General features: G+C 72.2%; 20 protein-coding genes. 6 read left to right on the forward strand and 14 right to left on the reverse strand.

The window, feature by feature from the left end; genetic code table 11:
* Nucleotides 1-18 precede the first annotated feature (18 nt).
* The 3 genes from ACWD35_RS00600 to ACWD35_RS00610 form a co-directional block, all read right to left on the reverse strand.
* Nucleotides 19-2265, reverse strand: coding sequence for a tetratricopeptide repeat protein (locus ACWD35_RS00600; protein ID WP_451348915.1), 2247 nt, complete (start codon nt 2263-2265; stop codon nt 19-21).
* Nucleotides 2262-3953: a S1 family peptidase gene (locus ACWD35_RS00605; protein WP_451348916.1), complete on the reverse strand. Its 1692-nt coding sequence runs from the start codon at nt 3951-3953 to the stop codon at nt 2262-2264. Before ACWD35_RS00605 ends, ACWD35_RS00600 begins: the two co-directional genes overlap by 4 nt.
* A gap of 174 nt (nt 3954-4127) precedes the next feature.
* Nucleotides 4128-4778 carry a phosphoribosyltransferase gene (locus tag ACWD35_RS00610; protein WP_451348917.1) on the reverse strand — a complete coding sequence of 217 codons (651 nt, stop codon included), beginning with the start codon at nt 4776-4778 and terminating at the stop codon, nt 4128-4130.
* A 162-nt stretch (nt 4779-4940) separates the two neighbouring features.
* On the opposite strand from ACWD35_RS00610, the gene ACWD35_RS00615 reads away from it, so the two are divergent.
* Nucleotides 4941-5708 (forward strand): polysaccharide deacetylase family protein, encoded by a 768-nt coding sequence (locus ACWD35_RS00615; RefSeq protein ID WP_451349307.1) that lies wholly within the window; start codon nt 4941-4943, stop codon nt 5706-5708.
* A 27-nt stretch (nt 5709-5735) separates the two neighbouring features.
* Here ACWD35_RS00615 and ACWD35_RS00620 read toward each other — a convergent pair whose 3' ends face one another.
* Nucleotides 5736-6749 carry a DUF2278 family protein gene (locus ACWD35_RS00620; protein WP_451348918.1) on the reverse strand — a complete coding sequence of 338 codons (1014 nt, stop codon included), beginning with the start codon at nt 6747-6749 and terminating at the stop codon, nt 5736-5738.
* A gap of 194 nt (nt 6750-6943) precedes the next feature.
* On the opposite strand from ACWD35_RS00620, the gene ACWD35_RS00625 reads away from it, so the two are divergent.
* A complete protein-coding gene (locus ACWD35_RS00625) occupies nt 6944-7384 on the forward strand; it encodes an SRPBCC family protein (protein ID WP_451348919.1) in 441 nt (146 codons plus the stop codon).
* A gap of 72 nt (nt 7385-7456) precedes the next feature.
* Here ACWD35_RS00625 and ACWD35_RS00630 read toward each other — a convergent pair whose 3' ends face one another.
* From ACWD35_RS00630 to ACWD35_RS00655, 6 genes are all read right to left on the reverse strand, one after another.
* Nucleotides 7457-8098: a LysE family translocator gene (locus tag ACWD35_RS00630; protein ID WP_451348920.1), complete on the reverse strand. Its 642-nt coding sequence runs from the start codon at nt 8096-8098 to the stop codon at nt 7457-7459.
* A gap of 47 nt (nt 8099-8145) precedes the next feature.
* Complete coding sequence (locus ACWD35_RS00635) at nt 8146-9309, reverse strand: XdhC family protein (RefSeq protein ID WP_451348921.1); 1164 nt, start codon at nt 9307-9309, stop codon at nt 8146-8148.
* A 49-nt stretch (nt 9310-9358) separates the two neighbouring features.
* Nucleotides 9359-10816 carry an NCS2 family permease gene (locus tag ACWD35_RS00640; protein WP_451348922.1) on the reverse strand — a complete coding sequence of 486 codons (1458 nt, stop codon included), beginning with the start codon at nt 10814-10816 and terminating at the stop codon, nt 9359-9361.
* 210 nt (nt 10817-11026) lie between these two features.
* Nucleotides 11027-13411 (reverse strand): xanthine dehydrogenase family protein molybdopterin-binding subunit, encoded by a 2385-nt coding sequence (locus ACWD35_RS00645; protein ID WP_451348923.1) that lies wholly within the window; start codon nt 13409-13411, stop codon nt 11027-11029.
* Nucleotides 13412-13413: 2 nt separating this feature from the next.
* Nucleotides 13414-14013: a (2Fe-2S)-binding protein gene (locus ACWD35_RS00650; protein WP_451348924.1), complete on the reverse strand. Its 600-nt coding sequence runs from the start codon at nt 14011-14013 to the stop codon at nt 13414-13416.
* Nucleotides 14013-14906, reverse strand: a complete 894-nt coding sequence (locus ACWD35_RS00655) for an FAD binding domain-containing protein (protein ID WP_451348925.1) — start codon at nt 14904-14906, stop codon at nt 14013-14015. Before ACWD35_RS00655 ends, ACWD35_RS00650 begins: the two co-directional genes overlap by 1 nt.
* Before the next feature lie 340 nt (nt 14907-15246).
* On the opposite strand from ACWD35_RS00655, the gene ACWD35_RS00660 reads away from it, so the two are divergent.
* Both ACWD35_RS00660 and ACWD35_RS00665 read left to right on the forward strand, forming a co-directional pair.
* Nucleotides 15247-16920 (forward strand): PucR family transcriptional regulator, encoded by a 1674-nt coding sequence (locus tag ACWD35_RS00660; protein WP_451348926.1) that lies wholly within the window; start codon nt 15247-15249, stop codon nt 16918-16920.
* Between the two features lie 166 nt (nt 16921-17086).
* On the forward strand, nt 17087-17854 hold the full coding sequence (locus ACWD35_RS00665; protein ID WP_451348927.1) for a hypothetical protein: 768 nt from the start codon (nt 17087-17089) through the stop codon (nt 17852-17854).
* A gap of 47 nt (nt 17855-17901) precedes the next feature.
* Here the strand turns inward: ACWD35_RS00665 and ACWD35_RS00670 are convergent, their stop codons facing one another.
* Nucleotides 17902-18618: a GntR family transcriptional regulator gene (locus tag ACWD35_RS00670; RefSeq protein ID WP_451348928.1), complete on the reverse strand. Its 717-nt coding sequence runs from the start codon at nt 18616-18618 to the stop codon at nt 17902-17904.
* Between the two features lie 426 nt (nt 18619-19044).
* On the opposite strand from ACWD35_RS00670, the gene ACWD35_RS00675 reads away from it, so the two are divergent.
* Nucleotides 19045-20088: a DUF2637 domain-containing protein gene (locus ACWD35_RS00675; protein ID WP_451348929.1), complete on the forward strand. Its 1044-nt coding sequence runs from the start codon at nt 19045-19047 to the stop codon at nt 20086-20088.
* Between the two features lie 125 nt (nt 20089-20213).
* Here ACWD35_RS00675 and ACWD35_RS00680 read toward each other — a convergent pair whose 3' ends face one another.
* From ACWD35_RS00680 to ACWD35_RS00690, 3 genes are all read right to left on the reverse strand, one after another.
* Nucleotides 20214-20723, reverse strand: a complete 510-nt coding sequence (locus ACWD35_RS00680; protein ID WP_451348930.1) for an ATP-binding protein — start codon at nt 20721-20723, stop codon at nt 20214-20216.
* A gap of 328 nt (nt 20724-21051) precedes the next feature.
* Nucleotides 21052-22794 carry a pyruvate dehydrogenase gene (locus ACWD35_RS00685; RefSeq protein WP_451348931.1) on the reverse strand — a complete coding sequence of 581 codons (1743 nt, stop codon included), beginning with the start codon at nt 22792-22794 and terminating at the stop codon, nt 21052-21054.
* Between the two features lie 27 nt (nt 22795-22821).
* A complete protein-coding gene (locus ACWD35_RS00690; RefSeq protein WP_451348932.1) occupies nt 22822-24126 on the reverse strand; it encodes a protein phosphatase 2C domain-containing protein in 1305 nt (434 codons plus the stop codon).
* A 446-nt stretch (nt 24127-24572) separates the two neighbouring features.
* Here ACWD35_RS00690 and ACWD35_RS00695 point away from each other — a divergent pair, with 446 nt between their 5' ends.
* Complete coding sequence (locus ACWD35_RS00695; RefSeq protein ID WP_451348933.1) at nt 24573-25055, forward strand: DUF456 domain-containing protein; 483 nt, start codon at nt 24573-24575, stop codon at nt 25053-25055.
* Nucleotides 25056-25075: the final 20 nt, after the last annotated feature.

Genomic DNA, 25075 nt, shown 5'->3' on the forward strand with positions numbered 1-25075 from the left:
TTCCCTCGGCTCGCTGGGTCAGATCTTGCTCATGGGGCGGACGGCGTGCGCCAGGTCGAGCAGCCGGCCGTGGTCGCCCGCGGTGCGGGCCTGCGCCGCCAGCTGCCGGAAGGAGTGCTCCAGCAGGGTGCGCAGCCTGTTCTCGGTCCCGTCGCCGAGCAGGTCCCCGCGCGGCAACTCCGCTCCCCAGCCCGTTTCCGGGCGGCTGTGCAGGGCGTTCTCGCGAATCTCGGCGACCAGCCGGGCCTGTGACTCGCCGTCGTCCAGGTGGAGTTCGGTCAGCCGCCGGGCCGCGTCCCGCAGGTCGGCCACCGAGGGCGGGCGGCCGTCCAGGTGGCCGGCGCGGATGCGGACGGCCGCGATCCGGGCGGCGTCATAGTGCCGGGAGGTGGCGGGGACGTCGTCCAGGACGCGTACGGCGGCATCCCGGTCGTGACCGGCGAGGTGGCCGCGGGCCAGCCCGAACGCGGCGGCGGTGTGGGCGAAGCTCCGGTTCCACACGGCCTCGTAGAAGAGCATGGACGCGGACGTCTGCTTCCTGCTGTCGCGTTCGGCGCAGTACCCGAGGGCCAGCTTGGGCACGTACTCGCCGGGCAGCGCCCGGTAGACGGCGTCGAAGCAGCCGCCGGCCTCCTCCTGCCGCACCTCGTCCTTGCTCAGGTGCAGGACGCCGCGGTGCCAGGCGATCCGCCAGTCGTGGGCGGCGGCCCGCTCCCCGAGCTGGGTCTCGGCCTCGGCGAGCCAGCGCTCGGCCTCGTCCTGCTCGCCGTGGCGGAGATAGGTGCGGCACAGCCACAGCGCGGTCTCGGGGGTGCCGAGTCGGGACTCGCGCCGCCATTGCAGGGCGACCCGGTCGGGCGCGTCGGGCGGGAAGGTGCCGAGCAGCAGGGCGGCGCCGTCGCCCGGGTCGGGCCGGGGTTCGGGGAGGGCGCCGGCGACCTCGGCGGCGGCGGGTGGGGAGACGTCCAGCACGGCGGGCCGGCCGGCCGGGCGGGCGGTCCAGTGGGCGAGGGCGGGGATCGCGCCGAGTCCGGCGTCGAGGCTGGCCTCGGTGGCACGGAACCGGGTGGAGGCCTCGGGCAGCTGCTCGCCGCACTGGAGGGAACGGAACTCCCGTAGCACTTCCCAGAGTTGGCGGGACATCTCGGCGGCGGACCGGAACCGGGCGCGGGGTTCGGCGTGGGTGGCGCGGGCGATGAGCCGGTGGAAGGAGTCGGAGGCGAGGCCGCGGGCGGGCTCGGTGCCGTGGGCCAGGGCCGAGAGGGTCATGCCGACGGTGTACAGGTCGCTGTCGACATGCCAGCCGCGGCTCTCGATCTCCTCCTTCGGCGGGGCGTAGGCGCTCGTGTACACATAGGTGGAGGTGCGGTCGCCGATCGTGCGGACCGCGCCGAGGTCGATGACCTTGACGGCCCGGCCGAAGTGGATGACGTTGGCCGGCGACATGTCGCAGTAGAGCAGCCCGCGTTCGTGCATGTACTCGAGAGCGCCGAGGATCTTGCAGCCGTAGCTGAGGACGTGGTCGAGGCGGGGGCGGCCGTGGAAGATCCGTTCGACGTCGTCGGCGCCGAAGAGCTTCTGCAGGGTCCGGCCGCCGATGTAGTCCATGACCAGGTAGCCCGTGGGCGGCCGGCCGGGGGCCTGGTGTTCGACGGAGGTGATGATGCGGACGATGTCGGGGTGGTGCAGGTCGGTGAGGGAGCGGCGTTCCTCGACGGCGTTGCGGCGGGCGAGCGCGTCGTTGGCGTTGATGAGGCCCTTGAGGACGACGTGGTGGCCGTCGGCATGGGTGTCCTCGGCGAGGTAGATCCAGCCGAGGCCGCCGTGTGCGAGGCAGCCCAGGACCCGGTAGTGGTCCTCGACGACGACGCCCTGCTTCAGCTGGGGCAGGAAGGAGTAGGGGGTGCCGCAGCGGCGGCAGCGGCCGGTGGCGCGGTCGGGCTGGCCGCCGTAGCCCTTGCCGACGGTCTCGTCGCAGCCGTCGGCGCCGCAGCGGCGGCCGTTCTCGGGCGGCTGGGGGTCCTCGACCACCACGTCCACGGGGGCGGGGACGGGGACGTCGGGCAGTACGACCAGTCCGTGCTGGTCGAGTTCGCCGACGCCCGCGACGACGTGGACGGGCGGCGGGCCGGGAGACTCCTCGGTGGCGGTGGCGGGCGGCGGGGGCGACTCGGTGTGCGGGTCGGGCTGGCGGCGCCCGCAGGTGTCGCAGTAGCCGGTGCCCATGATGTGGCCCGCGCAGCCGGGCCGGACGCACGAGGTCATGGGGCGTCCTCCTCGCCGGGTGCGGTGCCGGAGCAGTAGGCGATGAACCGCCCGGCCGCCGCCTCGGCCTCGTCGACGTCGCAGGGGGCCTGGCCCAGCAGGGACAGGGCGAATTCGTAGTACTCGTACGCCTCCATGAGGTCGTCGTCCCGCCCGGCGGCGCGTTCTTTGTACAGCGGCCATGCGGCCCTGACGCGGCCGAGGAGTTCGTCGCGCCGGTGCAGCCGGGCGTCGAGGGCGGCGATCGCCTGTTCCAGGCGCCGACGGCGGCGTTCGGCGGCTTCCTCGAAGGTGAACAGCAGGTCGGCGCGGCGGGGTTCGCGGTCCTGTTCGGAGCTGTGGGCGGTCCAGGCGCGCAGCATCCGGGTGCGCCGGACGCCTGCCGCGGCGTGTTCCAGCAGCTGCGCGGTACCGGGGGCGGGCAGCACGCGGTCCCGGCGTGCGTCGAGCGCGGGGCCCAACTCGTCGATGATGTGGCCGAGTTCGGTGTCGATCCGGTCCCAGCGGTCGCGCAGCGGACGGTCCACGAGGGCCGCGGCGGCCTGGTCGGCATGCTCACCCGGGCGCCGGAAGACGAGCAGCAGGCGAGCGCCCTGCCGGGCGAACCGGTCCAGCAGGCCGAGCAGGGCGTCGGGGTCGGCGGCCTGGTCGACGCCGACGAGGACGGCGGCGAGCGATCCCCGCAGGGCGCCGAGCCGTTCGGGACGCGGGTCGTCGCGGATGCCGAGCCGTTCGGCGATCCGGTCGAGTAAGTGATGGGCTGTCAGATCTTTGACGTCCAGGGCGAGATCGTGACCGCCGGCCGGGGGGACGGTCTCGGGCGGGTCGTGGCCGAAGGCGCTGGTGTTCTCCTGGGTCCGTAACTCGCGGTCGGCCAGCGTGATCGCGCGTTTCAGGGTCCAGGCGCGGCTGCCGCGGGCGGGGACGACGGTGACGAGCACCGGCCAGCCCTCGCCGCGGAACCAGGAGGCGAGTTCGGTGGCGAACGGCACGTCGAGTTCACCGGTGGTGCCGGTCGCGGCGGTGCGCAGGCTCGCGGAGACGGCTTCGGCGCCGTCGGTCCAGTCGGCGACCTGCCGCAGATGGCTGAGGATGGTCTCGGTGGGGCTCATGTAGCTGAACACCGACTCCGGTCCCTCGTCCACGCTGAGGACGATGCCGATGACCTTGTCGGTGCCGTGGTCGACCACCGCCCCGCCGCTGAAGCCGGGGGCGGCCAGTTCGCCGTGGGTCGGCGCCCGCAGCTGCACCTGGCTGTCCCGGCCGCGGGGGGCGACCAGGGTGGCACCGTGCCAGCGGCCCCCGTCGCTGCCGGACGGGAAGCCGTACATGCTCACGGGCCCGTAGGGGGTGGCCAGCCGGCTGAGCCGGGTGGTGTGCCGGGCGGACATCGGTTCGGCCAGGCGCAGCAGGGCGACGTCGCCGATGTGGTCGCCGAACTCGTCCACCCGCTGCGGCACATGTTCGTGCGCGGCGGCGGTGGCGGCCACTCCGGGGACGCCGGGGACGCCGACGAAGTGGACGACGTAGGGCCGGCCGGGGCTGACGACATGGGCCGCGGTGAGCACCCGGTCGGGGGCGAGCAGGACCCCGGCGCCGAGGACCCGCCCGTCCGGTTCTTCGATGCGGGCGATCCAGGGCGGCGTGCGTAACCGCGTCGTGACGGCCCGCTCCCCCGTGCGCGTCATGGCACCCGAGGCTACTCCCCGTACTCCTCTCGTACCACTGGCGTGCACGGAGTTCCGCGGTGGCGACCGGCCGCCCGCGCCTGCTGACCGTTCCCGTACCGGACGCGCCCGGTTTCGTACGGCGTGGTGTCCGCGCGGGCTCACCGCTCGTGCGGGCCCGGTGTCCGTGTGCGCTCAGTGCCCGTGCGGCGCGTGCAGCAGGTGGAGTACGTCGGCGTCGGTCAGCTGCCCGAAGTCGTCGTACCACTGGCCGACAGCGGCGAAGCCTCTCGGCCGGTGCGGGCAGACCACCAGGTCGGCCTCGGCGGCGAGCCGGTCGACGGAGTCCGGGGCGCCGACCGGGACGGCCAGGACGACCCGGGCGGGGTCGCGGCGCCGGACGTGGCGCAGGGCGACACGGGCGGTGGCGCCGGTGGCCAGCCCGTCGTCGACGACGATCACCGTGCGGCTGGCGAGGTCGGGCGGCGGGCTCGCACCCCGGTAGACCTCCTCGCGCCGATGCAGCTCACGCCGTTCCCGCTCCACGGCCGGGGCGAGGGAGGCCTCGGTCAGTCCGAGCATGTCGAGGGTGTCGGGGTCGAGGAACGGCGGATCGTCGTCGGCGAGCGCGCCGACGGCGAACTCCTGGTGGTGCGGGGCGCCGATCTTGCGTACGACGAGCACGTCGAGCGGGGCGTTCAGAGCCCTGGCGATCGGCTCGGCCACGGCGATCCCGCCCCGGGGCAGGGCGAGCACGACCGGGTCGGCCAGGTCTCCCCTGTCATGCAGTTCCCTCAGCAGTCCGGCGAGTTCCCGGCCGGCTTCGGCGCGGTCCCGGAAGCGCATGGTCGTCCTCCTCCGCGGGGCCCCTCATTCCATGGTGCTACGGCGGCGGCGCTCTCGGGGGAACTGCATCTGCCATCTATACACTCTGTGTATAGTCCCGGCATGCCTCTTTGGATCAAGCAGACCGAGCAGATCGAGCAAACTCCTCAGGCGCCCAGGAAGATGCGCGAACGGCGCCGAAGGTTGCGTCCGGCCGCGCTCGCCTCGGCCACGGTCTGCCTCGCACTGACGCTGTCCGGCTGTGCGGAGGTCGACACGACCTCGCCGAGCACCGCGCGTACCGAGGCGGCGCACGGGGCGCCGGCCCGGTTCGGGACCGTGGACTGCCGCGAGGCCAAGTGCATCGCGCTGACCTTCGACGCGGGGCCCAGCGAGAACTCGGCGCGGCTGCTCGACATCCTGAAGGAGAAGAAGGTACCGGCGACCTTCTTCCTGCTCGGCAAGCGGCACATCGAGAAGTACCCGGAGCTGGTCAAGCGGATGGCCGCCGAGGGCCACGAGGTCGCCAGCCACACCTGGGACCACAAGATCCTCACCCGGATCTCGGACGACCAGATACGCGAGGAGCTGCAACGGCCGGACGACGCGATCGAGCGGCTCACCGGGCGCAAGCCCACGCTGATGCGCCCGCCGCAGGGCCGTACGGACTCGAACGTCCACAAGATAGCCAAGGAACTGGGCCTGGCCGAGGTGCTGTGGAGCGTGACCGCGAAGGACTACACGACCGAAGACTCGGCGCTGATCACCAAGCGGGTCCTCGCGCAGGCGTCCCGCGACGGGATCATCCTGCTGCACGACATCTACAAGGGCACCGTGCCCGCCGTACCCGGCATCATCGACGGGCTGAAGAAGCGCGGGTACGTCTTCGTGACGGTGCCTCAGCTGCTGGCGCCCGGGAAGGCGGAGCCGGGCAAGGTGTACCGGCCCTGACCTCCCGGGTCGCGCCTCGGACGTGGATCAGAAGACGACCGTCCAGCCCTCCCGTGCCGCCTGCTCGGCCGTGTACGAGACGCCGTGGACCTTGAGGCCGGACGCGTCGAGGAGGGTGATCTCGCCACCGTGGTTGCCGAGTTGGGTGCCGTCGGTGAGAGGGACGGTGAGGAAGGCGCCCGCCGCGAGGGGTGCCGTGGCCGGGACCGGGGAGCCCTCGCCGATACGGCTCGCCAGACGCCAGCCGGTCAGATCGACGGAGTCCGGGGAGGCGTTGAGGAGGGTGACGGTCTCCGCCTCGGGGGCGGGGCCCTGCGGGTTGACCAGCGCTGCCACGATCCGCATCGGCTGCGCGCCGGGTTCGGGGCGGCTGCCGTCGGTGTCGTGCAGGGTGTGGCCGGTGGTGTCGTCCGTGTGCCAGGACTGGCCCTGGAAGGCGAGGAAGATGCCGACCCAGCGGGACTGGCCGGGGAAGTGCAGCAGCAGCCCGCCGTCCTGCCAGACGCCGTCGTCGCCGGTGAAGCGCCCGCTGTTGCCCTGGTTCATGTGGATGTCGTGCACGCCGTTGCCGGGCAGGAACCCGAACACCTTGTCCTTGACGTTCGGTTCGGGGCCGAAGCGGGCGCCGAAAAGGTACAGGCGGGCGTCCGGGTCGTCGACGGCGCGCTGCACATAGTGGTCGAGGAGGTCGGCGAGGTCGTTGTCGGGTCCCGCGGCGTCCGGGGGGAGCGTGCGCATCTGGGCCGGGTCGAAGAGGTTGCCGCGCACGAAGTCCAGGTTGGGTCCGCCGGGGCCGGGCGGCAGCGCGTTCCAGCCGCCGGACAGGCTCTCCAGGCGGGCGGTGACCGGGTGCCGGAAGTCGTCGGCGACGAGGTAGAGCAGCTCGGAAGGCCGCTCCTGGGACAGCACGTTGACCGCGGCGCGGTAGTGCGTGCCCTGGTCGTCGGTGAGGTGGATCTGGTAGTGCGGCGTGTCCTTGGCGCCCTCGCGTCGGGTGTCGACGGCGCGGGCGATCAGGACTCCGTACGTCTTCAGCGGCATGGTGATCAACTCCCCCTTGCGGTGGGCTGGTTGTCCGGCCCACGAGAGGCAGGGTAGAAGGCCGGGCAGCGTCCCGCCGCACCGTGCACCGACTGTTCCTGAGTACGACCCCTCGTGGACACCCGTCTACGCCAACGGAGTTGCGGCGGGTGTGAACGCGCAGGTGACCGGCGGGAATTGCCTACGATCGTGCCGTGCCGACCTTTTCCTTCGAACGCACGGCCCCGCTTCCGCTCGACGAGGCGTGGAACCGGCTCACCGAGTGGCCCCGCCACGCCTATGTGGTCCCGCTGACCAGAATCATCGTAATCACGTCCGCGCCGACCCGCGAGGGCACGCGCTTCGTGGCCCGTTCGGGCCTGGGGCCGCTGGCCTTCGACGACGTGATGGAGGTGACGGTCTGGCGCCCGCCCGCCGACGACGAGCCGGGGCTGTGCCGACTGGAGAAGCGCGGACGGCTGGTGCGGGGCTGGGCGGAGATCGAGGTCCGGCCGGGGCCCGGGGGCCGTAGCCGGGTGGTGTGGCGCGAGGAGCTGCGGTTCCGCTTCCTGCCGGGCTGGTGCGACGGCCTGGTGGCACGGGTGGGCCGCACGGTGTTCGGACGGGCCGCGAACCGGCTGCTGAGGACGGCGTGAGCGCCTGCTGAGGACCTCGTACGGGAGGGCCGCGTGCCGGGGAGCCGCGGGGCGCGGGGGCCGAGGGGCCGCTCAGTCCTTGCGGCCCGTCACCGCGACCGTCACGCCCAGGCCGATCATCGTCAGCCCGCCGGCCCCGCCGACCGCGGACAGCCGCCGCGGGGAGCGGGCGAACCAGTCGCGGGCGGCCGAGGCGACCAGTCCCCAGAGGCTGTCGGAGGCCAGCGCGATGGCGTTGAAGACCAGGCCTAGCAGGAGCATCTGCGCCGGGACGTGCCCCTGCTCGCGGTCCACGAACTGGGGCAGTACGGCGGCGAAGAACACCATGGTCTTGGGGTTGGCCACACCGACCGCGAACCCCTCCCACAGGGTGCGCAGACTGCCGTGCTGTACCGCCCCGGAGCCGGTGAACGCCTCGCGCAGCGAGCCGCGCTGCCGCCAGGCCTTGACGCCCAGGTACATCAGATATGCGGCGCCCGCGAGCTTCAGCGCGGTGAAGGCCAGGACCGAGCGCTCCACGACCGAGCCGATGCCGAGGGCCACGGCCGCGACGAGCGTGTAGGCGCCGATCGTGTTGCCGACGACGGTGGTCAGCGCGGCGCGCCGCCCGTGGGCCAGCGCCCGCCCCACCACGAAGAGCACGCTGGGGCCGGGGATCACGATCAGCAGGGAGGACAGGGCCGCGAAGGCGAGCAGCCGGTCGATGGACACCATGGGCTCATGCAAGCACAGGGCCGCCACCGCCGGGCAAGCCGTTTTTCTCAGGCCACCGACCCGATCCGCCCCACCGGCTGAGCCGCCGTCTCGTGGTGGATCGGGGTGTGCGCGCCGGTCAGCGACGCCCCGCTGCCGCCCCGCCGGGCCGCGACGATCTCCGCGGCGATCGACAGGGCCGTCTCCTCCGGCGTACGGGCGCCGAGGTCCAGGCCGATCGGGGAGCGCAGCCGGGCCAGCTCCAGCTCGGTGACGCCGACCTCGCGCAGGCGCTGGTTGCGGTCGAGATGGGTGCGCCGGGAGCCCATCGCACCCACGTAGGAGACCGGGAGGCGCAGGGCGAGCCGGAGCAGGGGTACGTCGAACTTGGCGTCGTGGGTGAGGACGCACAGGACGGTGCGGCCGTCGACCTCGGTGCGTTCCAGGTACTTGTGGGGCCACTCGACGACGATCTCGTCGGCCTCGGGGAAGCGGGTCTTGGTGGCGAAGACGGGCCGGGCGTCGCACACCGTGACGTGGTAGTTCAGGAACTTGCCGACGCGGACCAGCGCCGAGGCGAAGTCGATCGCGCCGAAGACGATCATGCGGGGGGCGGGGACGGAGGACTCGACCAGCACGGTGAGGGGCGCGCCGCAGCGCGAGCCCTGCTCGCCGAGCTCCAGGGTGCCCGTGCGGCCGGCATCCAGGAAGGCGGCGGCCTCGGCGGCGACGGTGCGGTCCAGCTCGGGGTGGGCGCCGAAGCCTCCGTCGTAGGAGTCCTCGGGGGAGCCGTCGGGGCGGACCAGGAGGGCGCGGCCCATGAGTTCGGCGGGGCCCGAGACGATCCGCGCGACCGCCGCCGCCTGTCCATGGGCGGCGGCGGCCAGCGCGGTTGCGAGCACCGGCCGGGCGGGACCGTCCGCCCGGACCGGGGTGACCAGGATGTCGATGATGCCGCCACAGGTCAGGCCGACGGCGAACGCGTCCTCGTCGCTGTACCCGAAGCGTTCGAGGACGGTCTCCCCGTCCTCCAGCGCCTGCCGGCACAGCTCGTACACGGCCCCCTCCACGCACCCGCCGGAGACCGAGCCGATGGCCGTGCCGTCGGCGTCCACCGCGAGGGCGGCGCCGGGCTGGCGCGGAGCGCTGCCGCCGACGGCCACCACGGTGGCGACGGCGAAGTCACGGCCCTGCTCGACCCACCGGTTCAGCTCCTCGGCGATGTCCAGCATCTCTCGGTCTCCTAACGGGGTTACGTGCAAGAGGCGTTGACCGGTCCGGCTACTTCACGCCGAGCCAGGCCTCGATGGGATGGAGTGCGAAGTAGATCAAAAAGATGACCGTCAGACCCCACATGAATGCGCCGATCTCACGGGCCTTGCCCTGGGCCACCTTGATGGCCACGTAGGAGATGACGCCCGCGGCGACACCGGTGGTGATGGTGTACGTGAACGGCATCAGGACGACGGTCAGGAAGACGGGGATCGCGGTGGCCCGGTCGGCCCAGTCCACGTGCCGGGCGTTCATCATCATCATGGCGCCGATGACGACGAGGGCCGCGGAGGCGACCTCCGGCGGGACGACCGCGGTCAGCGGGGTGAAGAACAGGCCGGCCGCGAACAGCAGACCCGTGACGACCGAGGCGAGACCGGTGCGGGCGCCTTCGCCGACGCCGGTGGCGGACTCGATGAAGACGGTCTGGCCGGAGCCGCCCGCGAGGCCGCCGATCGCGCCGCCGGCGCCGTCGATGAACAGCGCCTTGGACAGGCCGGGCATCCGGCCCTTGTCGTCGGCCAGCTCGGCCTCGGTGCCGACGCCGATGATGGTGGCCATGGCGTCGAAGAACCCGGCGAGCACGAGTGTGAAGACAATCATGCCGACGGTCATCGCGCCGACCTTGCCCCAGCCGCCGAACTCGACGTGTCCGAAGAGCGAGAAGTCGGGCATCGAGACCGCGCTGCCGTGCAGTTCGGGGGCGCCGCTGGCCCACTGGTCGGGGTCGATGACGCCGGCGCCGTTGAGGACGGCGGCGACGACGGTGCCGGAGACGATGCCGATCAGGATGGCGCCGGGGACGTTCCGGGCCTGGAGCATGAAGATCAGCAGCAGGGTGCCGGCGAAGAGCAGCACCGGCCAGCCGGTGAGCTGGCCCGCGGGGCCGAGGCTGACCGGGGTCGCCTCACCCTTGTGCACGAAGCCGGACTTGTAGAGACCGATGAACGCGATGAACAGGCCGATGCCCATGGTGATGCCGTGCTTGAGCGCGAGCGGGATCGCGTTCATGATCATCTCGCGTAGGCCGGTGACGACCAGCAGCATGATGACCACGCCGTACATCACGCACATGCCCATGGCCTGCGGCCAGGTCATCTGCGGGGCGACCTGCGAGGACAGCACGCCGGAGACGGAGAGGCCGGCGGCGAGCGCGAGGGGGACCTTGCCGATGAAGCCCATCACGAGCGTGGTGAAGGCCGCCGCGAGCGCCGTCGCGGTGATGAGCGCCTTCTGCCCGAGCGTGTCGTGGTGCACGTCCTTGCCGGACAGGATGAGCGGGTTGAGCAGGAGGATGTAGGCCATCGCCATGAAGGTGGTGATGCCGCCGCGCACCTCACGCGCGACCGTGGATCCTCTGAGGGATATGTGGAAGTACCGGTCGAGCCAGGACCGACCTGCGGGGACGCGGCTGCCATCGCCGGCGTCGTCGCTTGCGGTCCTCGGCTCCACTGACTGCTGGGTCATGGTGCCATCTCCCAAGGTTCACAGGGGCACCCGTGCAACCGCCCTAACCGGCCACGGGATTTGGGAATGGACGACCCGGGGGACGGCCCGAGACGAACGAATTTCCTGGTACTTCAAGGACCGCGAGCGGTGCGGAACTCAAAGGGGGTTCCTCCGGGCGGCGCGGCGGAGTGTGTGACGTTCCCTCACGCCGCCCGGAGAGCTGGGGTGTTACGCGGTTCCCGTGAGGTGCTCGGGCCGTACCGGAGTGCGGTTGAGCTCCAGTCCCGTCGCGTTCCGGATCGCCGCGAGGACGGCCGGGGTGGACGACAGGGTCGGGGCCTCGCCGATGCCGCGCAGCCCGTACGGGGCGTGCTCGTCGGCGAGTTCGAGCACGTCGACCGGGATGGTCGGCGTGTCGAGAATCGTGGGGATCAGGTAGTCCGTGAAGGAGGGGTTCCTGACCTTGGCGGTCTTCGGGTCGACGATGATCTCCTCCATCACCGCCACGCCCAGGCCCTGGGTGGTGCCGCCCTGGATCTGGCCGATGACGGAGAGCGGGTTCAGCGCCTTGCCGACGTCCTGGGCGCAGGCCAGCTCGATCACCTTGACCAGGCCGAGTTCGGTGTCGACCTCGACGACGGCGCGGTGCGCGGCGAAGGAGTACTGGACGTGGCCGTTGCCCTGGCCGGTGACCAGGTCGAAGGCCTCGGTCGGCCGGTGCCGCCACTCCGCCTCGATCTCGACGGCCTCGTCGCCGAGGACGTCGACCAGGTCGCCGAGGACCTCGCCGCCGTCGGTCACCACCTTGCCGCCCTCCAGCAGGAGTTCGGCCGTGGCCCAGGCCGGGTGGTAGGTGCCGAACTTGCGCCGGCCCAGCTCCAGGACCCGCTCCCGGACGAGTTCGCAGGCGTTCTTGACGGCGCCGCCGGTGACGTACGTCTGCCGGGAGGCCGAGGTCGAACCGGCGCTGCCCACCTGGGTGTCGGCCGGGTGGATGGTCACCTGGGTGACGCCGAGCTCGGTGCGGGCGATCTGCGCGTGGACGGTGACACCGCCCTGGCCGACCTCCGCCATCGCGGTGTGCACGGTGGCGACCGGCTCGCCGCCTATGACCTCCATGCGTACCTTGGCGGTGGAGTAGTCGTCGAAGCCCTCGGAGAAGCCGACGTTCTTGATGCCGACCGCGTAGCCGATCCCGCGTACGACGCCTTCGCCGTGCGTGGTGTTGGACAGGCCGCCGGGCAGCTGCCGTACGTCGGCGCCCTCGCTGGACTCCCACTGGCGCTCGGGCGGCAGTGGCATCGCCTTGATGCGGCGCAGGAGTTCGGCGACCGGGGCCGGGGAGTCGACCGGCTGCCCGGTCGGCATGATGGTCCCCTGCTCCATGGCGTTCAGCCGGCGGAACTCCACCGGGTCCATGCCGAGTGCCTTCGCCAGCTTGTCCATCTGCGCCTCGTAGGCGAAGCACGCCTGGACCGCGCCGAAGCCGCGCATGGCGCCGCAGGGCGGGTTGTTGGTGTAGAGGGCGATGGCCTCGATGTCGACGTCGTCGACGACGTACGGACCGACGGAGAGCGAGGAGGCGTTGCCGACGACCGCCGGGGAGGCGGAGGCGTAGGCGCCGCCGTCCAGGACGATCCTGCACTTCAGGTGCGTGAGCTTGCCGTCCTTGGTGGCGCCGTGCTCGTAGTAGAGCTTGGCCGGGTGCCGGTGGACGTGTCCGAAGAAGGACTCGAACCGGTTGTAGACGATCTTCACCGGCTTGCCGGTGCGCAGCGCCAGCAGGCAGGCGTGGATCTGCATCGACAGGTCCTCGCGACCGCCGAAGGCGCCGCCGACGCCGGCCAGCGTCATGCGCACCTTCTCCTCGGGCAGGCCGAGGACGGGCGCGATCTGGCGCAGGTCGGAGTGGAGCCACTGGGTGGCGATGTAGAGGTGGACGCCGCCGTCCTCCTCGGGCACGGCGAGGCCGGACTCGGGGCCGAGGAAGGCCTGGTCCTGCATGCCGAAGGTGTACTCGCCCTCGACGATCACGTCGGCCCGCTTGCGCGCCTCCTCCACGTTGCCGCGGACGATCGGCTGGCGGTGGACGATGTTCGGGTGCGGGACGTGGCCGATGTGGTGGTCGTCGCGGCCCTCGTGGACGAGGATCGCGTCGGGCGCGGTCGCGGAGGCCTCGTCGGTGATGACGGGCAGCTCCTTGTACTCCACCTTGATCTTGGCGGCGGCGCGGCGGGCCGTCTCCGGGTGGTCGGCGGCGACGATCGCGACGGGCTCGCCGTGGTGGCGTACCTTGCCGTGCGCGAGGACCGGGGTGTCCTGGATCTCCAGGCCGTAGTTCTTCACCTCGGTGGGCAGGTCGTCGTACGTCATGACGGCGTAGACGCCCGGCGTCGCGAGGGCTTCGCCCGTGTCGATCGAGACGATCTCGGCGTGCGCGACGGTGGAGCGCAGGATCTGGCCCCACAGCATGTCCTCGTGCCACATGTCGGACGAGTACGCGAACTCACCGGTGACCTTGAGGGTGCCGTCCGGGCGGAGCGTGGACTCGCCGATGCCGCCCTTGGTCTGCGAACCCTGCGTGATCTTCGTGGGAGCGCCGTTGGTCGGCATGCTCAGACCCCCTCGGACTGGCGGGCCGCGGCGAGGCGCACCGCGTCCATGATCTTCTCGTAGCCCGTGCAGCGGCACAGGTTGCCCGACAGGGCCTCGCGGATGTCCGCGTCGCTCGGGTTCGGGTTGTTCTCCAGCATCTCGTCGGCGGCGACGAGCAGACCCGGGGTGCAGAAGCCGCACTGGACGGCGCCGGCGTCGATGAACGCCTGCTGGATGGGAGAGAGCGCCGCGCGCGGGGATGAGCCGGTGCCCTCGCCGGTCTGGGAGTCGGTGCCCTTGGCCTGCCAGTGCTGGGCGTCCTGGAGGGACGTTCCGCAGGCGCCGGTCGCGCAGCCGCTCTCGGAGCGCTGCTTGGCGTAGTCCGCGAGGCCCTCCACGGTCACGACCTCGCGGCCCTCGACCTGGCCGGCCGCGACCAGGCAGGAACAGACCGGGACGCCGTCCAGGCGCACGGTGCAGGAGCCGCACTCGCCCTGCTCGCAGGCGTTCTTGGAGCCGGGCAGGCCGAGGCGCTCGCGCAGGACGTACAGCAGGGACTCGCCCTCCCAGACGTCGTCGGCCTCCTGCGGACGTCCGTTCACGGTGAAGTTGACGCGCATTACGCAGCTCCCTCAGATGCGCGGCGGGCGCCGCGGTACGACTCCCAGGTCCAGGTGAGCGTCCGGCGGGCCATCACGCCGACCGCGTGGCGGCGGTAGCTCGCGGTGCCCCGGACGTCGTCGATCGGGTTGCAGGCGGCGGAGCACAGGTCCGCGAACTGCTTGGCGACCGACGGGGTGATGATCTTTCCGTTGTCCCAGAAGCCGCCCTCTTCCAGGGCTGCGTTCAGGAAGTCCTCGGCGGCCTTGGCCCGCACGGGGGTCGGGGCGGCGGAGCCGATGCCGGTGCGGACCGTGCGGGTCTCGGGGTGCAGGGCGAGCCCGAACGCGCAGACGGCGATGACCATGGCGTTGCGGGTGCCGACCTTCGAGTACTGCTGCGGTCCGTCCGCCTTCTTCACGTGCACGGCGCGGATCAGCTCGTCGGGCTGGAGCGCGTTGCGCTTGACGCCGGTGTAGAACTCGTCGATCGGGATGAGCCGGGTGCCGCGGGCCGCCGACGCCACCTCGACCTCCGCGCCGGACGCGAGCAGGGCCGGGTGGGCGTCACCGGCGGGCGAGGCCGTGCCGAGGTTGCCGCCGACGCCGCCGCGGTTGCGGATCTGCGGGGAGGCGACCGTGTGCGAGGCGAGCGCGAGGCCCGGCAGCTCGGCACGGAGATCTTCCATGATCCTGGTGTACGGGACGGAAGCACCGAGCCGTACGGTGTCCTCGCCGACCTCCCACTCGTAGAGGTCGCCGATGCGGTTGAGGTCGAGGAGGTACTCGGGCCGGCGGTGGTCGAAGTTGATCTCGACCATCACATCGGTGCCACCCGCAATCGGCACAGCGGTGGGGTGCTCGGCCTTCGCGGCGAGCGCCTCCTCCCAGCTGGCGGGGCGAAGGAAGTCCATGACCGGCTCTCTTCTTCGTCTGGGTCGTTCAGATTGAGCCAATCCGTGTGCGGCGGGCCCGGCTCGTTCATGTCCTGTTAACGCGGAGTGGAGCAAGTACACCGCCCCGTACTCCGGCGTGGTCAGTCACCGAAACCATGAAGGAGTTGGCTGGCCAGGGCGATCGTCTTGTAGATTCGTATGAACAGAGGTCATCGGTAACCTCTCCGTTTTCCCGGGGAAACACAGGAAACAGCCCGGCGACCTCGCAGGACGGCCCGTGCGCCCCTGCACCGGACCCCTTTCCTGTCCCCCACCGAGATTCATCGTAGGTTTCGAGACAAAGAACGGCGGCGACGAGATGCGGCTGCGCGCACTGCTGGACACCGATGCGCTGGGCCTGCGGCTGCTCGGCGGCGAGGACGAGCTGGACCGCACCGTGCGCGGGGTCATGACGACCGACCTGCGCGACCCGAGCCGCTACCTCTCCGGCGGCGAACTGGTGCTGACGGGCCTGGCCTGGCGCCGGGACGCGGACGACTCCGAGCCGTTCGTACGGCTCCTCGTGCAGGCCGGGGTGGCGGCCCTCGCGGCCGGTGAGGCCGAGCTGGGCGATGTGCCGGAGGACCTGGTGCTGGCCTGCGCGCGGCACCGGCTGCCGCTGTTCGCGGTGCACGAGTCGGTGGCGTTCGCGACGATCACCGAGCACGTGGTCCGGCAGGTCTCCGGTGAGCGGGCCGGAGACCTCGCGGCCGTGGTGGACCGGCACCGGCGGATGATGACCTCGGGCCCGGCGGGCGGCGGCCCGGACGTGGTCCTGGACCTGCTCGGCACCGACCTGGACCTGCGCGCCTGGGTGCTCTCCCCCACCGGCCGCCTCATCGCGGGTTCCAAGGAGGCGGGTCCGGCGCTGCCCCCGGAGACCTGCGCGAAGCTCGCCGCCGAACACCTGGCCGCCGCCCGCACCGGCCGGCGCGGACCGCACCGGGTGCTGCTCGGCGGGGCGACGTACTCCCTCTTCCCGATCCGCTCCACCGGCCGCTCCCCGCAGGCCGCCCGTGACGTGCGCGAGTCGGTGCTGTCGGACTGGCTGCTGGCCGTCGAGGCGGACGCCGGGGACTGGCCGGAGGAGCGTCTCGACCTGCTCCAGGGCGTCACCCAGCTGATCGCCGTCGAGCGGGACCGCAGGGACGCGGCGCGCACCGTGCGGCGCCGGCTCGCGCAGGAGGTGCTGGAGCTGGTGCAGACGGGCGCCGCGCCCGCCGAGATCGCCGCGCGCCTCAGGGTCGCCGCGCCGGTGCTGCTGCCCGGCCTCGGCGCCGCCCCGCACTGGCAGGTGGTCGTGGCCCGGGTCGAGTGGGAGGGCGGCGAGGTCGAGGGCGGCCCGGTCGCCCAGTCGCTGCTGGAGGAGGTCCTGGTCGACCCGCTGGCCACCGGCCCCGAGCCGTCCGACCGGATCGCCGTCGCACACACCGGCGACGAGGCGATCGCGCTCGTCCCGCTGCCCGCGATGTCCACCGAGCACGACGGTTCCGAGCGGGGCCTGCTCGCCGACTCCCTGCTCCAGGCGGTGCGGGAGTCGCTTTCGGCGGGCCTGAACGACGACGGGCGGCTGACCCTCGGCGTCAGCGCGGCCGTGCACTCCGCGGAGGGGCTGCGCGGCGCGCTGGAGGAGGCCCGGCACGCCCGCCGGGTGGCCGCGGCCCGCCCCGGCCGGGTCTGCGCGGCCGGCCACCAGGAACTGGCCAGCCACGTCCTGCTGCTGCCGTTCGTCCCCGACGACGTCCGCCGCGCGTTCACCGCGCGCCTCCTCGACCCCCTGACGGACTACGACCGCCGCCACCGCGCGGAGCTGATCCCCACCCTGGAGGCGTTCCTGGACTGCGACGGCTCCTGGACCCGCTGCGCCACCCGCCTCCACCTGCACGTCAACACGCTGCGCTACCGGGTGGGCCGGATCGAGCAGTTGACGGGACGGGACCTTTCGCGCCTGGAGGACAAGCTCGACTTCTTCCTCGCGCTGCGCATGAGCTGAGGTCACGGGGGTGCGTGGCACCCAAAGCAAGTCACGCCAACCTCACGTCACTTTGTGAAATCTTTCACCCAGCCTCTTGGCCCCGCGCGGAGATTGGTGCTGGAATGCCGCCACCACTCAACAGCTCGATGGCGTGCTCGGGGAGGGCAACGTGGCGCATTCCGCCATGTCTGGTGACGGAACGACCTCGGCTGACGATCCGCTCCAGACCGCGGTATGGCGCTTGCGCTCGCGGGCCTGCTGGGTCGACGCGGCGGCCCTGCTGCCGCCCGACACCCCTGCCTCGGCGCTGCAACGGGCCGTGCTGCTGGTGGAGCGGTGCCTGTACACGGAGCACGGCTGGGCGGAGGCCGAGGACGCCCTGCGCGTGGCCGAGGCGCTGGCCCACAGCGACGAGGAGCGGGGCGCGGCGGCCTGCGAACGCGGCCAGCTGGCCTACGCGGCCACGCTGCACGGCGTACGGGACCGGGCGGACGAGGCGCGGGCCGCGCTGGGCCGGGCGGCGGCGCTGATCCCTCCGGGGGCGCCGGACCGTTCCCTGCTGGACTTCCGCCGGGGCCTGCTCGCGGAGAACCTGACCCGCTCCCCCCAGGCGGCCCGCGCGGCCTACCGCCGCGCCCACGCGGGCGCCACCGCCCACGCCGACCCGCTGCTCCTGTCCTTCACCTGGCGCCACCTGGCCGGACTCGCCCTGCGGGACGGTGAGTTGGCAGAGGCCCGCCACGGCTTCGCCGAATCCCTGCGCATCAGGGAGGAGCTGGGCTACTTGGTGGGTACGGCCCCCGCCCTGGCCTCACTCGCAGACGCCGAATCCGAGCCGGAGGCGTCCCGGCTGCGGGAGGAGGCCCGCCGCTTGTTCCGACTGCTCGGCGGTGTACCGACGTGGCTGGCCCGACAGCTGACACCGCCGGCGCCGGGGGTGGCTACGGCGTAGGCGGGGTGTCACCGTGGCTGCGGGCAGTCGTGCCGCAGGGCAACCGATCAGCTCGCGCCCGCGAAGTGCTCCCCCACCAGTCGCCGCACCACATCGAAGTCACGAGCGATCAGGGCATCCAACAGCGCCGTATGCTCCGCCGCGTCCGCCACAAGGTCCGCCCTCCGCTGCCGCACCGGCCCCCCGACCAGCGGCAGCTGCGCCCGCCGGTGCAGATCCTCCGCGATCTGGACCAGCTGCCCGTTGCCCGACAGGGACAGCAGCGCCCGGTGGAAGGCCCGGTCGGACTCCGCGTACGTCGCCGCGCAGCCGGTGGCCGCCGCGCGCACCGTCTCCTCCGCGAGCGGCCGGAGCTCGGCCCACCGCTCGACGGCCACCGTACGGGCGAGCCGCAGCACCACCGGCACCTCGATCAGCGCCCGCACCTCCGCCAGCTCGGCCAGCTCGTGCGCGCCCCGCTCGACGACCCGGAAGCCACGGTTGGGCACGACCTCGACGGCGCCCTCCAGGGCCAGCTGCTGCATGGCCTCCCGCACGGGAGTCGCGGAGACCCCGAAGCGCTCCCCGAGCACCGGCGCCGAGTAGACCTCGCCGGGGCGCAGCTCGCCGGCGACCAGGGCCGTACGCAGCGCGTCCAGAATCTGCCCGCGCACGGAGGTGCGCTGCACGGCGGGACGCTGCTGCGGAACCGTCCGCTCACTGTGCGTGTGCTCACCACGCGCGCCCCACACGGCGGCGGGAAGGCCCTGCGCGCCCTGCTTCACGGGGTCCTCCTGGCGGCTTGTCGGCACTTGGGTCATTAACGAGGGTTGTCTCCTGTCCGTCAAGCACCTTAGGCGTACCAGCCGGTAGTTCAAACTCCGAACCGAATTCGTAAGGTTAGGCTTACCTATCTAGGTCGTTTTCCCATCTCCCGGCGTCCACTAAGATCATCTCGATCGGACCGCCCGCCCCGGACAGGTAATTCACGCCTCCCTCACTCATCACGGGAACTTTCCGAGGAACCATCCGTACGGGTAGTCTTATTCGAACTCAACTCCCGCCCCTCATGCGGCAGTTCGAGCAGAACGCCGTCCTGGGCATCCCCTTGCACTTCCTTGGCGGCCTCTTGCCCCGAAACCCCCTGAGGGCCCTCGGGAGTGGGCCACTATGGCGGGCGTTACGCCCTATCCCAATGCAAGGGACCCCTGATGAGACTGACCGACATATCGCTGAACTGGCTGCTTCCGGGCGCCGTACTGCTCCTGGGCATGCTGGCGGCGGTGGCGGTGCTCGCGCGCGGCAAGCGCTCCTCCAGGGAGAACGCGAGCGCGGAGGACTCGTGGGAGCGCAGCGAGGAGCGCCGCAGGCGCAAGGAGGCCATCTACGGCACGGCCTCCTACGTGCTTCTTTTCTGCTGTGCGGCGGTGGCGGCTGCCCTGTCGTTCCACGGCCTGGTGGGCTTCGGCGAGCAGAACCTCGGGCTGACCGACGGCTGGCAGTATCTGGTGCCGTTCGGCCTGGACGGGGCGGCGATGTTCTGCTCCGTCCTCGCGGTACGCGAGGCCAGCCACGGTGACGCGGCCCTCGGCTCCCGCATCCTCGTGTGGATGTTCGCCGCGGCGGCGGCCTGGTTCAACTGGGTGCACGCGCCCCGGGGTGCCGGGCACGCGGGCGCCCCGCAGTTCTTCTCGGGCATGTCCCTGTCGGCGGCCGTCCTGTTCGACCGGGCGTTGAAGCAGACCCGCCGGGCCGCGCTGCGCGAGCAGGGTCTGGTGCCGCGTCCGCTGCCGCAGATCCGTATCGTGCGCTGGCTGCGGGCCCCCCGAGAGACCTACGCCGCGTGGTCGCTGATGCTGCTGGAGGGCGTGCGCAGCCTCGACGAGGCGGTCGAGGAGGTCCGCGACGACACGCGGAAGAAGGAAGAGGCACGGCAGCGCCGGCGCGAGCAGCAGCGGATGGAGCGCGCCCAGCTGAAGGCCATCAGCCGGGGTCACCGCGGTCTCGTCGGCCGTAACAGCGGCCGGCAGGTGGAGGTGCAGGCCGTGGAGCGCGGGCCCGCTCAGGCGACCGCGGAGCCTGCCATATCGACCGCGGAGCAGCTGCCCGTACGCGCTCGGCCCTCTCTCCAGCCGGTTCGCCGCGGCTCTGACCCGGTCACCGTCGACCTCACCGCGGAGGACGACACCATGGCCCTGCCGCGACTGGACTCCCTGGAGCGCAAACTGAAGGACCTGGAGCAGCAGTTCGGCTGAGCCGTAAGCCGGGTCCGATACTTCGGACGCTTGGCACATGACGGGCCGGGGGCGTGACCGTACGGGTCACGCCCCCGGCCCGTTTCCGTCGCCGCTCCGGGCCGTCTTTCCGTTGCCGCCCGTGCTCACGCGGCCTCGACGCCCAGCTCGAACCACACCGACTTGCCCACCCCGTGCGGCCGTACACCCCACGCGTCCGCGAGGGACTGCACCAGGACCAGGCCCCGGCCATGGGTGTCGCCGTCCGCTTCGGGCGTGCGCAGATGCGGCCTGCGCGCCATGAAGTCCCGTACCTCCACCCGCAGTCCGCCCGGCCCGACCACCGCCGTCAGGACGGCTTCGTCGTCGGTGTGGACGAGCGCGTTGGTGACGAGTTCGCTCGTCAGCAGTTCGGCGATCTCCGAGCGGCCCGGTCTGCCCCAGTGCCGCAGCAGTTCGCGCACCTCCCGGCGTGCCTCGGGCACCGCCCTCAGATCGGCCCGCCCCAGCCTGCGCCTGAGCCGGTGCGCCCCCGCCCGCTCCGTGCCGGCACCGACACCGGCGCCGGCCTCTTCTGCCCCCTGTGCCGACTCCCCCGACCGCGCCGGGACGCCCCCGACGGCCACGGGTCCGCCCCCTCGTGCCTGCCTGTCCATGACCCCCGCCCGCACGCCGCTGAACTTCCCCTCCGTCGAACACGTTCACGGGGATCCTTGCCCAGCCGAATCCCGGACACTCCTGACCGCCCGCCCACGCCCGTCTGTTCGGCCACTGTTCGACACCCCCCACCGCCGGTCCTCCGGCGCCCTCCCGGCCGCGCCGCGCCCGGCGAAACCGCCGTGGGACACCGGGGAGTCGCCGAACGGCAACCCGTTCGCCCCGGCACGCAGGGGCGATGCCTCCGGCACCGGGTGTCGGACTGCCGACACGGGACGGGAAACTGGCCGGAAACCGACGTTCCGCGCCGTCCGGTCCATACGGGGCTCAGGGCCGGGGGACGTTGCGCAGATTGGAGCGGGCCATCTGGAGCATGCGGCCGACGCCGCCGTCCAGCACGATCTTCGAGGCGGACAGCGCGAACCCGGTGACCATCTCGGCACTGATCTTCGGCGGGATGGACAGCGCGTTCGGATCGGTCACCACGTCCACCAGCGCGGGCCCCTTGTGCCGGAGAGCGTCCTTCAGCGCGCCGGCGAGCTGCTTGGGCTTCTCCACCCGCACCCCGTAGGCACCGCAGGCGCGGGCCACGGCGGCGAAGTCGGGGTTGGTGTTCGCGGTGCCGTACGAGGGAAGTCCGGCGACCAGCATCTCCAACTCGACCATGCTGAGAGAGGAGTTGTTGAACAGGACGATCTTGACCGGCAGGTCGTACTGCACCAGCGTCAGGAAGTCGCCCATCAGCATGGCGAATCCACCGTCCCCGGACATCGACACCACCTGGCGGCCCCGGTCGGTGAACTGCGCGCCGATCGCCATGGGCAGCGCGTTCGCCATCGAGCCGTGCGAGAACGAACCGATGATCCGGCGGCGCCCGTTGGGCGAGATGTAGCGGGCGGCCCAGACGTTGCACATGCCGGTGTCGACCGTGAACACGGCGTCGTCGTCGGCGACTTCGTCGAGTACGGCGGCCACGTACTCGGGATGGATCGGGATGTGCTTCTCGACCTTCCTCGTATACGCCTTGACCACGCCCTCCAGCGAGTCGGCGTGCTTCTTCAGCATCCGGTCGAGGAAGCGCCGGTCGGTCTTCTCCCGCACCCGCGGGATCAGACAGCGCAGCGTCTCGCGCACATCGCCCCACACCGCGAGTTCGAGCCGGCAGCGGCGGCCGAGGACCTCGGGCCGCACGTCGATCTGGGCGATCCGCACGTCGTCCGGCAGGAACGCGTTGTACGGGAAGTCGGTGCCGAGCAGGATCAGCAGATCGCACTCGTGGGTGGCCTCGTAGGCGGCGCCGTAGCCGAGCAGACCGCTCATGCCGACGTCGTACGGGTTGTCGTACTGGATCCACTCCTTGCCGCGCAGCGCGTGCCCGACCGGTGACTTGATCTTCCCGGCGAACTCCATCACCTCGGCGTGCGCGCCGGCCGTGCCGCTGCCGCAGAACAGGGTGACCTTGTCGGCCGCGTCGATCATCGCGACCAGCCGGTCGATCTCGGCGTCACCGGGCCGGACGCTGGGCCGGGAGGTGACGAGGGCGCTCTGCGGGGCCTTCTCCGGGGCGGGCTCGGAGGCGATGTCGCCGGGCAGCGACACCACGCTGACCCCGCTCTGCCCGACCGCGTGCTGGATGGCGGTCTGCAGCAGCCGGGGCATCTGCTTCGGGCTGGAGATCAGCTCGCTGTAGTGGCTGCACTCCTGGAACAGCCGGTCGGGGTGGGTCTCCTGGAAGTAGCCGAGGCCGATCTCGCTGGAGGGGATGTGCGAGGCGAGGGCGAGCACCGGAGCCATGGAGCGATGGGCGTCGTACAGGCCGTTGATCAGGTGCAGGTTGCCCGGCCCGCAGGAACCGGCGCAGGCGGTCAGCTTCCCGGTGATCTGCGCCTCGGCACCGGCCGCGAAGGCGGCGGTCTCCTCGTGGCGTACGTGGATCCAGTCGATGGCGGCGTTGCGGCGCACGGCGTCCACGACCGGGTTGAGGCTGTCGCCGACCACGCCGTAGAGGCGGCGCACGCCGGCGCGCACGAGGATGTCGACGAACTGCTCGGCGACGTTCTGTTTGGCCATGACTCCATACAGTCACAGCGCTCGCGGTTACGCCTCCCAGACGGCCGCCGCCGTACGGTCGTCCGCGTATCCCTTCACGCGCGCCTGGGCGTCCGCGAGGAACGCCACGAGGCCGGGCGGGGTGCTGCCGGACCAGCGCCGCGCCAGGTGGGCGCCGAGCTCGGGCTCACCACGCAGCGGGTCGGCCAGGCCCGCGCTGCACATCACCAGCGCGTCACCCGGGCGGCCTACGGAGGCCCGGAAGCGGAAGGGCGCGCGGGGCGGCGGAGGGGCCGGCTCGAACGGGCTCGGCGGGGCCGGTATGCCGAGGTCCATGGTGAGGCGGTCGCCCTCGGGGGTCTCCACAGGCAGCGAGCCGAAGCCGAGGACCGCCTCGCCGGTGGTGTCGTCCGGCGACACGTCCGGTTCGATGTCCTGCCACTCGCCGTCCCTCAGCCGGAACAGTCCGCCGCCGCCGACGCCGAAGAACACGCGGGTACGGCAGTCCGGGTGGGCGGGCAGCAGCAGGCAGCGCAGGCTCGCCGTGTACTCCTCCGGATCGACGCCCTGCTCGGCGGCGCTCGCCCGGAGCCTGCCGAGACTGCGGTCGGTCAGCCGGTGCAGACCCGACTTCAGGTCGCCGCGCCGGGCGGCCCGGATGTCCTCGGCCAGCCGCTGGTGACTGCGGCCCACGGCCCGCCCGATCCATTGGCACGCCTCGGCCGCCGCCCGGTGCGCGCCCGGGGTCGCCCGCGCTCCGGTCGCCATCGCTACGAGCACCAGCGCCTGCTCGCCCGTGCCGAACCGTGCGGTGAGCAGCGCGTCCCGGCGCGGCTCGCCCCGGTAGCGCGCCGAGTCCCCGCGCAGCGACACCGCCCTCAGCGTGCACACCCCGTACTGGGCCCCGTCCAGCACGGTGTCGGCGACCAGTTCACCCAGCTCGTCCGGATCGGCGGGCGGGAGCGCGGTGGGTTCGGGGGCGTAGGTGGGCGGTCCGGAGCCTACGTAGTCGGGGGCCGAGAGGAGTGGCGACGCCTGAACAGGGGTGGGCGTGGGGGCGGGAGTGGGATCAGGAGCTGGTGGGGCTTGCTCGGGAGCCGGTACGAGGGCGGGCTCCGGGGCGCGCTGCGCGGGCACGGAGGGCACCGCGGGCTCCGCAGGTTCCGCGGGCTGTATCGGCTCGGCGGGCTCGCCCGGCGCCTCCCGTGCCGTCATCGTGCTTTTCGCCGAGGCGAAGCGGTCGTCCACGGAGTCGGGCGCCGCCGTGGGGCCCGTGTCCTCGGTGGAGTCGTCGTACAGCTCCCGCCACCAGTCGTCCTCTTGGCTCGCGGGTCTGCCCCCCTGCTGGCTCATGCCCGTAATTGTCCACCGCACGGGCCGCGGGAAAACGGGGCATCGGGAAAATCCTGCCCAACGGCCCGCCTCGAACGCCGTACCGGGGGACGAGGTGAACAGCCGTACGAGCAACGGCCGGTACGGCGATGACGGGCCGCGGCGGGTTTGCGCCGTGGCCGGTTTCCGCCAGGCTGGCAGCGACAGGGCTGGACGAGACGCACGAGGCGGCGTACCGGGCCTGCTGTCCGTGGGCGCCGCCGATGTGCCGGATCTGGCGCGGCGCCTGACGCCGTCCGAGCAGGACACCGAGCGCGCGCTGCGCTGTCGCTCCTGCTGGCCGGGCTGGCCGCCGCGGCACGCGTGCGAGCGGGGCTGGGTGTCCCGCGAACCGGACCCCTGGCACCGGGCTGTCTCTGACCGGTCTTTGACCTGCGTCTTCACCCCCGCTCCGGCACTCTGGGCAGATGGGAGTGTGGGAACTCCTGCTGGTCGGCGTGGTGATCGTGCTCGGCCTGTGCGGAGTACTGGTGCCCGGTGTGCCGGGGTCGTGGCTCGTGTGGGCCGCGGTCCTGTGGTGGGCGCTGAAGGATCCGCGGCCGGTGGCCTGGTTCGTCCTGGTGGGGGCCACGGCGGTGCTGCTGCTGTCCCAGGTGGTGCGCTGGGCGCTGCCGCCGCGCCGGCTGCGCGCCAGCGGCGCCACCCCCCGGATGGGGGTGTACGCGGGCGTGGGGGCGTTCCTCGGCTTCTTCCTGCTGCCGGTGGTGGGCGCGGTGCCGGGCTTCATGACGGGGATCTATCTGCACGAGCGGCTGCGTCTCGGCCGGCACGGCGAGGCGATGGCCGGCCTGCGGACGGCGATGCGCTCGGGCGGCTCCAGCGTGCTGGCCGAACTGTTCGCCTGCCTGCTGATCGCGGGGGCGTGGCTCGGCGCGGTGCTGTGGGGCTGAACCACTGGCGCTGAAGCTGT

This window comes from Streptomyces sp. NPDC002671 (assembly GCF_053592475.1).

Bases quoted from the DNA above. Each gene is read 5' to 3' on its own strand.
- ACWD35_RS00600 (WP_451348915.1), bottom strand. From the start codon at position 2,265: ATGACCTCGTGCGTCCGGCCCGGCTGCGCGGGCCACATCATGGGCACC.
- ACWD35_RS00605 (WP_451348916.1), bottom strand. From the start codon at position 3,953: ATGACGCGCACGGGGGAGCGGGCCGTCACGACGCGGTTACGCACGCCG.
- ACWD35_RS00610 (WP_451348917.1), bottom strand. From the start codon at position 4,778: ATGCGCTTCCGGGACCGCGCCGAAGCCGGCCGGGAACTCGCCGGACTG.
- ACWD35_RS00615 (WP_451349307.1), top strand. From the start codon at position 4,941: ATGCGCGAACGGCGCCGAAGGTTGCGTCCGGCCGCGCTCGCCTCGGCC.
- ACWD35_RS00620 (WP_451348918.1), bottom strand. From the start codon at position 6,749: ATGCCGCTGAAGACGTACGGAGTCCTGATCGCCCGCGCCGTCGACACC.
- ACWD35_RS00630 (WP_451348920.1), bottom strand. From the start codon at position 8,098: ATGGTGTCCATCGACCGGCTGCTCGCCTTCGCGGCCCTGTCCTCCCTG.
- ACWD35_RS00635 (WP_451348921.1), bottom strand. From the start codon at position 9,309: ATGCTGGACATCGCCGAGGAGCTGAACCGGTGGGTCGAGCAGGGCCGT.
- ACWD35_RS00640 (WP_451348922.1), bottom strand. From the start codon at position 10,816: ATGACCCAGCAGTCAGTGGAGCCGAGGACCGCAAGCGACGACGCCGGC.
- ACWD35_RS00645 (WP_451348923.1), bottom strand. From the start codon at position 13,411: ATGCCGACCAACGGCGCTCCCACGAAGATCACGCAGGGTTCGCAGACC.
- ACWD35_RS00650 (WP_451348924.1), bottom strand. From the start codon at position 14,013: ATGCGCGTCAACTTCACCGTGAACGGACGTCCGCAGGAGGCCGACGAC.
- ACWD35_RS00655 (WP_451348925.1), bottom strand. From the start codon at position 14,906: ATGGACTTCCTTCGCCCCGCCAGCTGGGAGGAGGCGCTCGCCGCGAAG.
- ACWD35_RS00660 (WP_451348926.1), top strand. From the start codon at position 15,247: ATGCGGCTGCGCGCACTGCTGGACACCGATGCGCTGGGCCTGCGGCTG.
- ACWD35_RS00665 (WP_451348927.1), top strand. From the start codon at position 17,087: ATGTCTGGTGACGGAACGACCTCGGCTGACGATCCGCTCCAGACCGCG.
- ACWD35_RS00675 (WP_451348929.1), top strand. From the start codon at position 19,045: ATGAGACTGACCGACATATCGCTGAACTGGCTGCTTCCGGGCGCCGTA.
- ACWD35_RS00680 (WP_451348930.1), bottom strand. From the start codon at position 20,723: ATGGACAGGCAGGCACGAGGGGGCGGACCCGTGGCCGTCGGGGGCGTC.
- ACWD35_RS00685 (WP_451348931.1), bottom strand. From the start codon at position 22,794: ATGGCCAAACAGAACGTCGCCGAGCAGTTCGTCGACATCCTCGTGCGC.
- ACWD35_RS00690 (WP_451348932.1), bottom strand. From the start codon at position 24,126: ATGAGCCAGCAGGGGGGCAGACCCGCGAGCCAAGAGGACGACTGGTGG.
- ACWD35_RS00695 (WP_451348933.1), top strand. From the start codon at position 24,573: ATGGGAGTGTGGGAACTCCTGCTGGTCGGCGTGGTGATCGTGCTCGGC.